Origin of the sequence: Hymenobacter sp. BRD67 (genome assembly GCF_013256425.1) — a bacterium.
Lineage (GTDB): Bacteria > Bacteroidota > Bacteroidia > Cytophagales > Hymenobacteraceae > Hymenobacter.
Genome location: NZ_CP053904.1, coordinates 358,488 through 370,621 on the forward strand (window position 1 = coordinate 358,488; position 12,134 = coordinate 370,621).

General features: G+C 61.2%; 13 protein-coding genes. 7 read left to right on the plus strand and 6 right to left on the minus strand.

What is annotated here, in order from left to right; all coding sequences use genetic code 11:
- Positions 1–90 precede the first annotated feature (90 nt).
- The gene (locus GKZ67_RS01605) at positions 91–573 is read left to right on the plus strand and encodes an energy transducer TonB (RefSeq protein ID WP_173240862.1); all 483 of its coding nucleotides are present in this window, start codon (positions 91–93) and stop codon (positions 571–573) included.
- 14 nt (positions 574–587) lie between these two features.
- On the opposite strand, the gene GKZ67_RS01610 is transcribed toward GKZ67_RS01605, so the two are convergent.
- Complete coding sequence (locus GKZ67_RS01610; protein WP_173240863.1) at positions 588–1,568, minus strand: hypothetical protein; 981 nt, start codon at positions 1,566–1,568, stop codon at positions 588–590.
- 688 nt (positions 1,569–2,256) lie between these two features.
- Positions 2,257–2,562 carry a hypothetical protein gene (locus GKZ67_RS01615; RefSeq protein WP_173240864.1) on the minus strand — a complete coding sequence of 102 codons (306 nt, stop codon included), beginning with the start codon at positions 2,560–2,562 and terminating at the stop codon, positions 2,257–2,259.
- A gap of 237 nt (positions 2,563–2,799) precedes the next feature.
- Between GKZ67_RS01615 and GKZ67_RS01620 the strand changes: the two genes are divergently transcribed.
- From GKZ67_RS01620 to rfbD, 5 genes are all read left to right on the plus strand, one after another.
- A complete protein-coding gene (locus GKZ67_RS01620) occupies positions 2,800–4,068 on the plus strand; it encodes a putative DNA modification/repair radical SAM protein (RefSeq protein WP_173240865.1) in 1,269 nt (422 codons plus the stop codon).
- Positions 4,069–4,171: 103 nt separating this feature from the next.
- Positions 4,172–4,483, plus strand: a complete 312-nt coding sequence (locus tag GKZ67_RS01625; RefSeq protein ID WP_173240866.1) for a hypothetical protein — start codon at positions 4,172–4,174, stop codon at positions 4,481–4,483.
- A gap of 302 nt (positions 4,484–4,785) precedes the next feature.
- Entirely contained in the window at positions 4,786–5,655 is an 870-nt protein-coding gene (locus tag GKZ67_RS01630; protein ID WP_254245001.1) for an alpha/beta fold hydrolase, read from the plus strand.
- A gap of 39 nt (positions 5,656–5,694) precedes the next feature.
- Positions 5,695–6,597 (plus strand): TIGR03915 family putative DNA repair protein, encoded by a 903-nt coding sequence (locus tag GKZ67_RS01635; protein WP_173240867.1) that lies wholly within the window; start codon positions 5,695–5,697, stop codon positions 6,595–6,597.
- Between the two features lie 60 nt (positions 6,598–6,657).
- On the plus strand, positions 6,658–7,530 hold the full coding sequence (rfbD, locus tag GKZ67_RS01640; RefSeq protein WP_254245002.1) for a dTDP-4-dehydrorhamnose reductase: 873 nt from the start codon (positions 6,658–6,660) through the stop codon (positions 7,528–7,530).
- A 560-nt stretch (positions 7,531–8,090) separates the two neighbouring features.
- On the opposite strand, the gene GKZ67_RS01645 is transcribed toward rfbD, so the two are convergent.
- On the minus strand, positions 8,091–9,212 hold the full coding sequence (locus GKZ67_RS01645) for an MFS transporter (protein WP_173240868.1): 1,122 nt from the start codon (positions 9,210–9,212) through the stop codon (positions 8,091–8,093).
- A gap of 193 nt (positions 9,213–9,405) precedes the next feature.
- Here GKZ67_RS01645 and GKZ67_RS01650 point away from each other — a divergent pair, with 193 nt between their 5' ends.
- Positions 9,406–9,921 (plus strand): GreA/GreB family elongation factor, encoded by a 516-nt coding sequence (locus GKZ67_RS01650; protein WP_173240869.1) that lies wholly within the window; start codon positions 9,406–9,408, stop codon positions 9,919–9,921.
- A gap of 24 nt (positions 9,922–9,945) precedes the next feature.
- Here GKZ67_RS01650 and GKZ67_RS01655 read toward each other — a convergent pair whose 3' ends face one another.
- The 3 genes from GKZ67_RS01655 to GKZ67_RS01665 are packed head-to-tail and all read right to left on the minus strand — an operon-like array spanning position 9,946 to position 12,118.
- A complete protein-coding gene (locus GKZ67_RS01655; RefSeq protein WP_173240870.1) occupies positions 9,946–10,935 on the minus strand; it encodes a hypothetical protein in 990 nt (329 codons plus the stop codon).
- On the minus strand, positions 10,857–11,657 hold the full coding sequence (locus GKZ67_RS01660) for a hypothetical protein (protein WP_173240871.1): 801 nt from the start codon (positions 11,655–11,657) through the stop codon (positions 10,857–10,859). Before GKZ67_RS01660 ends, GKZ67_RS01655 begins: the two co-directional genes overlap by 79 nt.
- Entirely contained in the window at positions 11,552–12,118 is a 567-nt protein-coding gene (locus GKZ67_RS01665) for a hypothetical protein (protein ID WP_173240872.1), read from the minus strand. Before GKZ67_RS01665 ends, GKZ67_RS01660 begins: the two co-directional genes overlap by 106 nt.
- Positions 12,119–12,134 lie beyond the last annotated feature (16 nt).

The following is a 12,134-nucleotide window of genomic DNA, read 5'->3' on the forward strand; positions in this document are numbered from 1 at the left end:
ACTAAATTGATAACATACAACCTGTTGGGTTATGCTGTAAATTTGTACTCAGAAATTATTTTTTACTCATTTTTTTATTATTTGGCAATAATGGCTACCCGATTTTTGTACTATTTGGCAATAGTAGTTGTATTTCCGGCGGGCCGGGCTGCGGCCCAGGCTCCCGCCCTGCGGAGCCTGACTGCACCCTCACCGGCCGGTAGCAGCGTGAGTGCCGGCGGGAAAGTGGTGCCCGCCGGCAGCGCCCCAGTCTTTAATCCGGACTCTATTTATGTGAACCCGCAGGTGCGACCCCAGTTTACCGGAGGCGATGCGGCGTTTCGGGCATATCTAGCTAAAAACCTGCGCTATCCGTCGGAGGCAATGCGGCAGAGTATTGGCGGAAAAGTCTACATCCGCTTTGTGGTGAGTGCCGAGGGCCGCGTCACCGATGCCTCAACGGTGAGCGGGCCCGGGCACGGCCTCAATGAGGAAGCCCTGCGCCTGGTGTGGCTGATGCCGGCCTGGCAGCCCGGCCAGCAGGACGGCCACCCCGTGCGCGTAGCATGCACCATCCCGATTACGTTTCAGTAGGGGCCGGGCCCGCGCTACTGGGCGCTGTACTGCACCACGCTGGGCTGACCAAAGCTAAAGTCGGAGAACTGGTAGGCGTCGCGGTTGGTTTCAAACAGCCGCAAGCCGTTGGCACTGAGCTGGCCCCGGGGGTAGTAGCCCAGCAAAAACTGGAAGGTGCGCAGCACCGTCAGCTCGTTGCGAAAGCGCAGGCCCAGGCCAAAGCCGGTATAAGGCGGGCTGCCTCCGCCAAACGGGGAGCCGCCGCCGATGCGCTCATTAACCAGGGCCATATCGGCAAAAGCCAGCACCGCCATGCGAAAGCCCAGCAGCGAGAGTGGGGTATAAACCGTGCCCTCGTAGTTGGCCAGCAGGCGGCTGGTGGCCAGAATCTGGCCGTCGGGCCGAAAGCCCCGCACCCCATCGGGGTTGCTATTGATACCGCTCAGTAGTACCTCGGCCGGGTAGCGGTTGAAGCCCGCCGTAACGCGGGTATTGAGCAAGTGCCGGCTTTGGTAGTTACCGACCCGGTAGCGGCGCGTAAAGTACATAAATTGGCCGCTGAGCAGGCCCTGCTCCCAGCCACCATCGTTGATGCGCTGAAACGTGCCGAAATCGAGGCTGCCGTAGAGGTAGCCCTGGCGCACCGAGTAGCCGGCCGCCGCAATGCGGGCATCGAAGTAGCGGCGCGGGCCTACGGGGTTCATCTCGTAGCCGGTGGTAAAGCTGAGCAGCGTGCCAGCAGGCACGTCCTCGGTGCGGCCAAAGCCAAAGAGATACTTGTCTTTATAGTAGCGGCGTACCGAGTAGCCTACCGAGCCCAGCACCAGGGTGCGGGTGCGGTCGTCGGGGCTGCCAGCCGGAATCTCGGGCGTGGCGGTCGGGTTGGTCGTGTGGTTTTCGTGGAGCAGGCTGCCCGCCAGAATGAGCCGCCCGGGGTTTTCATAGCCCAGGTCGTAGGAGCGCAGGCGAAAGGCCCGGCCCACCCACAGATTCTGGCTGGTATAAGAACGCACGCGGTAGTCGGGTAGCTGCCCCGGCAGGGGGGCGGGTCGCGGGGCAGCACGATGTGCAGGTTGAAGGCGTCGAGATTGAGCGCGCCGGCCCAGCGGGTACTCGGCGAGTAAAAGTCGCGCCGCACCGACACCCCGCCCGAATGCGACTCAAACTCATTATAATAGTGTCCTTCGGCATACACAAAGTTGCGGAATGGCACCCGGTAGTTTGCCTCGTAGCCCCAGGTTTGGGGCAGGTCGCGGCCGTACTGGTAGCGGTTGCTGAGCTGGTGGCCCAGACCCAAAAAATTCTGGTCGCCGGCCATCACAATAGCCTGCCCGGGCCCGCCGCGCAGCTCGTAGCCGCCCGTAAAGCTGAATATATCGGTGGTATATACCAAGATGTCCACGCTGTCGCGGGTGGCAGTTTTTTCGTTTACCAGCACGCGGGCGTCCAGAATCTCGTCGGTCTGCCGCAGCAGGCGCTCACTTTCGGCCAGGGCCTGGGGTAGCAGCGGCTGGCCGGGCCGGAAAAGCAGCACCTGCCGGATGCGCGAGCGGGCCGTGCGAATGTGCAGGGCGTTGCCCGACTTCTCCAAAAACGTGCGCGGCTGCCGCAGCGAGTCATTCAGGCTGTAGCCAAAGGCATCGAGCGGGGTAATGGTGATGCGGCGCACAATCTTGAAGTTGTGCGGGTCAAACTGGCGGTTTAGCAGCACGGCGTCGAGGCCGTGGTCTTCTTCCCGGGGCGGGTAAGCCGAAAAAAAGCGGCCAGCCCGCGCCCCACAATAGTTTTGCGCCGGGTGTAGCGTTCCAGGCTCAGGCGCAGCCTTTCCTCATCGAAGCGCCGGCCGAGCGAGTCGGCGGGCAGCGAGGCCGCTTTGTCGGAGGCGTGCAGCGAGTCGGGCGGCACGGCCATGCGCGGCGTAAAGCCCTGCCCGTGGGCGCGCGCCAGCCCGGCCAGCACGAGCCAGCCGAGGAGCACATAAAAACGACGGGTTGAAAGGCGAAGCATAGGGCACAGGGGCACTACGCGCAAGTTACGCCCGTAAGCGATGGCGCGTGCAGCGGCTGCCCTTCCCGGTGTCGGCGTCTTGGCTCTTGGCGGGGCGCGGCCAGCACAAGGGTGGTCGCCATAGTTCGGATAGCGTCTGCCTGAGTCGAAACTTTTTCTAAAAAAATTAGCTTATCAAAAGCTTGCCTGTATCACTGGCTGGCGCTACTTTTACCCCCGCTAAACCACGCTGCCACGATGAACGAGCGCATTCAGGAAAAGCTAAGCATCTTAGCCGACGCCGCCAAGTACGATGTGTCGTGCAGCAGCAGCGGCGGTAAGCGCAAAAACGAGCAGAAAGGGTTGGGTACCGCCGAGGGTATGGGCATCTGCCACAGCTTTACGGAGGATGGCCGCTGCGTGAGCCTGCTGAAAATCCTGCTTACCAACCACTGCATTTTCGACTGCGCGTACTGCGTGTCGCGCCGCTCGAACGACGTGAAGCGCGCCGCCTTCACGGTGGATGAAGTGGTGGATTTGACCATCAATTTTTACCGGCGCAACTACATCGAGGGCCTGTTTTTGAGCAGCGGTATTTTCTCCTCACCCGACTACACCATGGAGCGGCTGGTGCGCATTGTGAAAAAGCTGCGCACCGAGCATAGTTTCAACGGCTACATCCACGTCAAAACCATTCCGGGCGCTTCGCCCGAGCTGATTCAGGAAGCCGGCCTCTATGCCGACCGCCTGAGCGTTAACATTGAGCTGCCCTCGGAGCTGGCCCTGACCAACCTCGCGCCGGAGAAGAACTACCAGGAGATTCTGACCCCAATGGGGCAGATTCGGGATGGCATTATCCAGAATAAAGAAGAGAAGGCACTCTTTAAGAAAGTGCCGCAGTTTGCCACCGCCGGCCAAAGCACCCAGCTTATTGTAGGAGCCAGCAGCGAGAACGACCTGCAAATCATTAAGCTTTCCGATTCACTTTACCAGGGCTACGGCCTGAAGCGAGTATATTATTCGGGCTATGTTCCGGTGACGGATGATGCCCGTCTGCCGCAGGTAACTCAGCCGCCGCTCGTGCGCGAGCACCGCCTGTACCAAACCGACTGGCTGATGCGCTTTTACGGCTTTGAGGCCGATGAGATACTCGACCCCGCGCACCCGTACCTCGACCTCGAAATTGACCCCAAGCTGGCCTGGGCGCTGCGCAACCGCCACCTGTTTCCGATTGATGTGAACGTGGCCGACCGGGCCATGATTCTGCGGATTCCGGGCGTAGGGGCGCGCTCGGCCGAGCGTATTGTGCAGGCCCGCCGCTTTTCCTCCCTCACGGCCGAGCACTTACAGCAGTTTGGGGTGGTAATGAAGCGGGCCAAGCACTTTCTGACGGCGCGCGGCATGGCACCCGCCAGGCTCGGCGAGCTGAGCGAGCAGCAGGTGCGCCGCCAGATTCTGTTCGGAGGCAAGGCTACGCGCTCGGCCCTGGTTACGCAGCAGCTCGATTTATTTGCCCAGGCATCGTAAAGCTTAACTCAGCAAGTTGTTTGTCAATGCTATGCGCTACTATCTGCTGGCTGCTGCGCTTATTCTAACTAGCTGTCAGAAAAACAGTGCCGACACCTGTAATGTGACTTTGCCCACCCCCATTGTCAGCGCTACCGGGCCCCGCGCCGGGGCAGTTAACCAGCCGGCTGCTTTCCATATCACCTGTCAGCTGGCCAATGGCTGCGGTACGCTGGTAAACATGCCGGTGCAGGCTAGCTCTACCGGGCTCTCGCGTACGCTAGGCGTCAACGTCAACTATAGCTCCTGTGCCTGCGCCACGCCGGGCAGCACGCTGCAGGCAACTTACACTTTCCAACCCACAATGGTGGGTACCTATTACCTCAACTTTGTGGCCGCCAGCGGCTACATCACCGATACGCTGGTGGTAAAATAACCATCGGTGCTCACCCGGCCAGCCCCGGTGGGGCTGCGTCGCTCTCAGTTTGTTGCCATGAAAATATCTCACCGCGCTGCGGCCGGCGCGTCGGCCGCTGGCTCCCTTGCTGCCGAACCGCTACTTGCGCTGGCTTCGCCGGGCGCTGGCTTTGACAAAGCCCCGCGCCTGTCGTGCTGCTGCCGTATTTCCGAGCTGCTGCCCTCGTCAGGCAGGTGCACGATGCCGCCCGCGCGGCTCAGCTCGCCACTGAGCGGCCCGACGTGGCCGCGTAACCTTCGGGCTTAGACTAGCGGTACGGTATGCAGATGGACTATCCCCTGGAACACCATATCGTGTACACCAATGGCCAGCAGCTGCACGTAGTGCAGTGCGGCCCCGTTGCGGGACCACTGGTTATACTCCTGCATGGCTTTCCCGAATTCTGGTACAGCTGGCGCCGACAGCTGCCAGCCCTGGCCAGCGCGGGCAACCGCGTGTGGGCACCCGACCAGCGCGGCTATAACCTGAGCGATAAGCCCGCTGGTAGCCGGGCTTACCGGCTGCCCACGCTGGCAGCCGATATTATCGGCCTGCTCGATGCGGCCGGCCGGCCGCAGGCTGCGGTTGTGGGCCACGACTGGGGCGGCCTGGTGGCCTGGTACCTGGCCACTTATCATGCCGACCGACTGCGGCGCGTGATGATTCTGAACGTGCCGCATCCGGCCGTGCTACCCAGGGCTTTCTGGCGCGTGCCCGGCCAGCTGCTGCGGAGCTGGTACATTTTCTTTTTTCAACTACCCTGGTTACCCGAAAAGCTGTTTCGCAGGCGTAGCTGGCATTTTGGGGTGCAGAGTCTGCTGCGTACCAGTCGCCCCGGCACGTTTAGCGTGGCCGACCTCGAACGGTATAAGCAAGCCTGGGCGCAGCCGCAGGCGCTAACCAGTATGCTGAACTGGTACCGCGCCCTGCGCTACGGAGCAGGTATGCCACGGCAGCGCCCCGTGCGGGTAAACGTGCCGGTGCAGCTTATCTGGGGCAGGCAAGATGTTTTTCTGGCTGCCCGGCTGGCCGAGCTTAGTATAGCGTTGTGCGCTCAGGGTCAGTTACATTACTTTCCACAGGCCACCCATTGGGTGCAGCTGGAAGAAGCTGAAGCCGTCAATTCTTTATTAACTGGTTTTTTGGCTTGATTCGACGGGGGAATATTTATTAAAGTTTTACTATATTCTGTGGCTTCCTCTCTGCGTCTGATTTCTGCCAGTGGTAGCACCGGTGTTGGCCCGGTAGCCCCGCGCCCGCCCGCACCCGAGTTGCGCAACCCGCCCGCTGACTATACCTATGACGGCTCATTTGAGGGCCTGCTTACGGTGCTGTTTCGGGTATACGACCGCAAGTCGGCCCCCAATAGTATTCAGGCGGCAGGCACGGCGCAGGGTGGCTTGTTTGCCCAGACGGTCGCCATCGACACCGACGAGGTACTGGCCACCCGCACCTGGGACGGCCTGCTGCGCTTTATGCCCGAACCGGCGCGGGCGCGGCTCTACCACGTTTTTTTGAGCGAAGACCCTGAGCGGGAGCTCTTACTATTCCGCTACGCGGATATGGCGCTGCGCGCCGGCCGCGATATTTCCGACAACTACGTCGATGCAACCGTGCGCCGGATGCAGCGCCTGGCCCAGCAGCTTTTCCGCGAAAAGCACCGCATGGAGGCGTTTGTGCGGTTTGAGAAGGCCCAGGACGGGCTGTTTCATGCCACCATTGAGCCCGATTTTGATGTGTTGCCGCTTATTGCCAGCCATTTCACCAAGCGCTATGCCGACCAGCGCTGGCTGATTTTTGACCGCAAACGCCGCTACGGCTTATACTACGACCTGACCCGCACGACTATTGTGGAGTTTGAGGCCGCCGGGCAGCCCAGCCGGCGCGGCGAGGTGGCAGCCACGGTGCTCGATGAGCGCGAGCCACTGTTTAAAATTCTGTGGCAGGCGTATTTCGACCACGTCAACATTCCCGAGCGCAAGAACCTCAAGCTGCACCAGCGCCACATTCCGAAGCGCTACTGGAAATACCTGAGTGAGAAGCAGCCCCGCGAGCGCCGCTTCGAGCCCATCAAAAACAAGCGCTCGCAGTAGCGTGGGCAGGGTAGTTTGCGCTACTGGGGCTACCGCCTTCTAACTTGCAGCCTGAATACTATGGCGCACCCTGTTTTGATGAAGAATACGCTGGTTTTTGGAGCCTCGGGCCAATTAGGGCAATGTTTGGCGCATGTGGCACAGGAGCGCAGCCTGCCGGGCCTGGTTTTTCCGCCCGAGTCGCACGCCAACATCCTGAACCTAGCAGGCTTGCGTGAGCTGTTTGAGCAGCATCGGCCGGCCTACGCCATCAACTGCGCGGCCTACACGGCGGTAGACAAAGCCGAGGATGAGCCGGAGCTGGCCCGCCAGGTGAACCGCGACGGCGTCGAAAACCTGGCCCGCCTGTGCGGCGAGTTTGGCACTACGCTCATCCAGATTTCGACCGATTTTGTCTTTGCCGGTACCGGCAATCAGCCGCTCGTCGAAACCGACGAGGCCGCGCCCATCAGCGTCTACGGCCTCACCAAGCTGGCAGGCGAGTGGGTAATTCCGACGCTTACCAGCCAGTATTTCATTCTGCGCACTAGCTGGCTCTACTCCGAGTTTGCCAACAACTTCGTGAAAACCATGCTCCGGCTAGGCCGCGAGCGCGCCGAGCTGCGCGTTATCTGGGACCAGTTGGGCACGCCCACCTACGCCATCGACCTGGCCGGCTGCATTTTGCATCTTATTGAAACTGAGAGCCAGGCCTACGGCATTTACCACTACAGCAACGAAGGCGTGACGTCGTGGTACGACTTCGCTACGGCCATCTTCGAGCTAAGCAACATGCCGGTGAAAACGGTGCCTATCCGCACTGCCGAATACCCTACAAAGGCCACCCGCCCCGCTTATTCGGTGATGGATAAGAGCAAGGTAAAGCAGGAGTTGGGCGTGAATATTCCGCACTGGCGCGCGAGTTTGCAGGTGTGCTTGGGGCGTCTGGGATAATAGCTTTTGGTTATTATTTATGTAAGGGTTGCAACTAAATAAGAATACTTGATGCTCTCTCTCAAGAAGTTATTCTCACTGTTAAGCAGTATATCCAATGAAGCCATTTCAACTACTCGCTCTAGCCGGAATCAGCTTATTGGCGATGAGTAATAGCTGTGAGAAAGATGCGGGCGAAACTACACCACTCGCAACCGGCCGGGTGGTGCGCGTACAAATGACGATTGATGATGCTGGTAATAATCCCGCCCACGGTGGCAGGTAGATGTTACCCCTTTATCTTTCCCAGGGCTTAATGGCACAGCTTATCAGGAAATAAAAACGTTTAGCTTATCCGACACTGCCAAGTACAAGGCCGGCTGCCTCATCGGGTTTCATTACCAACTTGTACCGCAGGCCCAGCATACTCCGTGGCGCACGCTTTACGAGCGAATGAATATGGCGGCACAAGAAGCTTGGGGCAACCGCTTGCCTGAGCTTACGTTGACCGACGTGCAAGAAGTCAGAGCGCAATAACTTTCTAGGTAAGATGATTCTATCAAGCTCTTAATAAGAAGCCACTACCGTCCATAGCTGCGGTGAATCATCAAGGCCAGCGCCACAAACGCGCTGCCTACAACGCACACGCCGGGCCAGCCTAAGTGCGTCCAGGCGATGCCGCCGACGATGGAGCCGATGGAGCCGCCCGTAAAATAACCCGTCATGTACACGGTATTGAGGCGGCTGCGGGCTTCGGGGCGGAGCGAGAACACGAGCGTCTGGTTGGAAATATGGGCCGACTGCACGCCCACGTCGAGCAGAATAACGCCCACTACCAGCCCGGCCAGGTAGCCGCCGCCGAGCCCCAGCAGCAGGTACGCAGCCAGCGCCAGCCCTAGGCCCGCCGTAATGGCGTAGCGCGGGCCGCGGGTGTCGGCCATCTTGCCGGCCAGTGGGGCAGCCAGCGCGCCCACGGCCCCAACCAGCCCGAAAAAGCCCGCTACGGCGCTGCCGTAGTGGTAAGCCGGGCTTTCGAGGTAAAAAACCAGGGTAGTCCAGAACACGCTGAAGGCGGCAAACACACTGGCCCCAACCAGCGCCGAGCGCCGCAGCGGGGCTAACTCGGTCGTGAGGGTGAGCAGCGACTTCATCAACGAAGTATAGGTGCCCTGGAAAGTAGGGCGGTCGGTGGGTAGCCGCCAGGCGAGCAGGCCGGCCAGGGCCAGCATCAGGCCGGCAGCGCCTTCAAATACCACGCGCCAGCCCAGGTGCGCCCCTACGTAGCCGCTCACGGTGCGCGAAAGCAGAATGCCAATGAGCAAGCCACTCATAATGCGCCCCACAATGCGGCCCCGGTCGGCCTCCGGGGCTAGGTGAGCCGCCATCGGCAGCAACAGCTGCGGTACTGCCGAGCAGATGCCGATGAGCACACTGGCACTAGCGAGCATCCCGAACGTAGGAGCCAGCGCCGCCGCGCCGAGGCAGGCTGCAGCCCCGAGCAGCATCCACAGCATGAGGCGCTTGCGCTCCAGCATATCGCCCAGCGGTACTACCAGCAGCATGCCCAGCGTGTAGCCCACCTGCGTAGCCGTAGCCACCAGGCTAGCCTGGCTATCGCGGATGTGAAACGTGCGGCCGATGGCAGCCAGCAGTGGTTGGTTGTAATAAATATTGGCGACCACCAGCCCGCAGGTGAGGGCCATCAGCCAGACCAGTGCCGAATCGAGGCGGGCCGCCGGTTTGGGGGCAAAATATTAGGCTCAGTGAGCAGCTCTGACATCGGATAGTGCGAGGCGTACGCCTCGCAATAGTGAATAAGGCACTCAACTCCTAACAACCCGCTGGGGTTTCGGGCCAGGGTACAACCCCGTCGCGCTGCCTGCGTTTGCCCAGGGTATGAGCCGAGGATTTGTAAAGGAAGATGATGCCCAGACCCCACCCATTGTGCCGCCCCGCGCTGCGCTGCCGCCGGGCAGTCCAAACTATGTAACCCCCACCGGGCTGGAGCTGCTGCGCGCCGAGCTGGCCGGGCTCGAAGCTGAGCGCGCTGCGGCCGAGGCCGACCGCGACAACGACACTGACCGTACGCACCGCCTGTCGCTCCTCAACGGCCGACTGGCCTTGCTAGCCGAGCGCATAGCCAGTGCCAAAGTGGTAGACCCCCGCACCCAGCCGCCGGGCGAAGTGCGCTTTGGGGCTACCGTCACGCTGCGGACGCTGAGCGGCGGCAAAGCAGGCCTGGAGCGAAAGTTTACGATTGTGGGCGTCGATGAGGCCAGCGTAGCCGCGGGCAAAGTCGGTTTTGTGGCACCGCTGGCTCGCGCTATTATCGGGGCCCGCCTGGGCGCGCAAGTAGTCGTAAGCCTGGGCGGGCAGGCCGAAACGGTAGAAATAGCGGCGCTCAGCTACTGAGCCGGCCCGGAAAGCCAGTAAAGCTTAAAGGCATAATCGGGAGCATTGCCCGCCGCGTCGGGGCAATGAGGTCGGGCACCGGCAGCAGCGCCACGCCGGCCGCATCAGTCCGGATAAGGCGCGAATAGCCGGGCCGCGGCCCCCCGTGCCCAGGGTTTGCCACCAGTCGAGGCGGTAGCGGGCGAGTGGACGCAGGCCGGGCACGCGCAGCCTCGCCCCGCACAGGTCACTCACGTAGCGCTGCAGCTGGTCGCCGGCCGGCAGGCGGCCCAAGGAGTCGGGATGCGAAAAATGGGTCTGTTGCGCCAGTTCATTGTTGTGCGGCAGGTTGTACCAGTATTCCTCCCGCTGATGCACCCAGCCCAGCACGCGCTCGGCATTGTGCAGAGCGAATGCTTCCAGGCGCGGGTCGGAGGGCAGTAGCGATGCCGGCACCACCAGCGTCGAGTCGTTGTACGGGTCGGGCCAGGCGCGATTGGCCTGAGCCGGGTTCAGGCACTCGGGCGGGCCAATGCCGTGGGGGCCGCAGGGGCGCGGGGCCGCACGCTCGGGTACCAGCGCAGTGCGCAGGGGCTGATAGGGCTGGCAGGCCAGGTCTTCGGTCGCAAAAAAGCTGGCCAGCGCCTGGAAGGACAAAAACCCTTGGGGTACGCCGCGCCAGTTGTGGTGCGTGATGCCCCAGCTCCAGAAAAACAAGCCCGCCCCGAAGCTGCCACTAAACGCCGACGACCACAGTGGATTGCGAATCTCAGCCATGTTGCGGGCGTGGTACCAGCTCTGGTTGAATCCATACTCGCCCCACTGCACTGGCTTGTGATAACGGGCCTGCTCGTAGGCAACCACGTAGCTATTGAGCTGGCTGTAGTTTTGTAAGTCGTTGTAAAAGTGATAGCTGACAAACGACACCGCCGAATCGGCAAAGAAGCTGCCGCCTGCTACGTAGGCCGCCGGGCTGCTGGTGACGAGCAGCCGGGGGCACCACGCCCGCAGCCGGCGCGCCAGCAGTGCCTGCATCTGGTCGATATAATAGGAATTAGGGTGCCGGCAAGCCGACTGCTGGCCCAGTAAACGCTTTGTGGTTTCGAGCCCTGGTCGCTGCCCAGGTTGTCGAACTCATTGAAGAGCTCTACTGCCGCCAGGTGCGGGGAGTAACCCCAGCGAGCTACTATATAGCGCAATTTGTTGGCAAAAAGCTGCTCAGCCGCCAGGTTCAGGCTGCAGCTGTCGGCGGGGCTGCGAAACACGTCAATCGGCTGGCTCACTCCCGGCAGCTGGCGGTAGGGGTTGTGCGCCCATACATAAGCATCCTGGCTTGAGTCACGCTCGATTTTAAGGTTAAAAGCAATATTAATAAAAGCCGATACTTGGAGGTAGATTCCCTTTTGCTCGGCCAGGCTAAACAGGGCGTCGAGGTCCTGCGCACGGTTTTGTCCGGCCGTGTAATTGCCCGCTTGCTGCCATTCAAACTCAAAGGAGGAAGGCAGCAGCATGACGCGGGCAAAATTGCCGCCTACGGCTTGCAAGTCGCTAAATACCTGTCGGTAAGCTTTAATGGCATAAGGTGGGTAGGCATTGCGCCCGGTGGCTTTAACACCCGCCGGTACAAACTGGCTGGCCCCCGAATAACCTGTCAGGTTTTCGCCCACGGCAAAAAAGCTGTGCCCGTCGGCAAATTCCAGAAATGGCTGCCCGGCCGGAAAGCGCAGCGGCCCGTGCTGCCCGGTCGGTGCCGGCACGGCCACAAACTCAAAGCCGGAATCAGTAGCCTCGGGTGCCGGGTCAGCGGGCCGGCGGCAGCGCAGGCGCAGGCGGTAGCGCCCCGGCTGCACCAGCACAAAGCGCAGCCGCCACGGATGAGCGCTTGCCAAAGCCGCCCAATAGCCTGGCCATCGGCATCAACTCGAAAGCGCTCGGTATAGTAGCCCAGCACCGGCGGCTGCACCAGGCGGCCGGTAGTCAGGTCGGTCAGCTCGGCCGTAAGGTCCAGGGCCTGTGGATCGTACGGGTTTAGCGTACCGGCGGCAATGGCGGCCTGCACGGCCGGCTGCAAGGCCACCGCCAGCTCAATCTTCTGGTAGCAGCGAGTCTGGACCACGCCATTTTTGGCTGCTGGGGCTAGTACTACTATGTCGTGCACCTGGGCCGTTGCTACGCGTACCAGCAGCCACAGCAGCCCCACCATCCGTATCTGCATCATGCTGCAAAGATGGGAC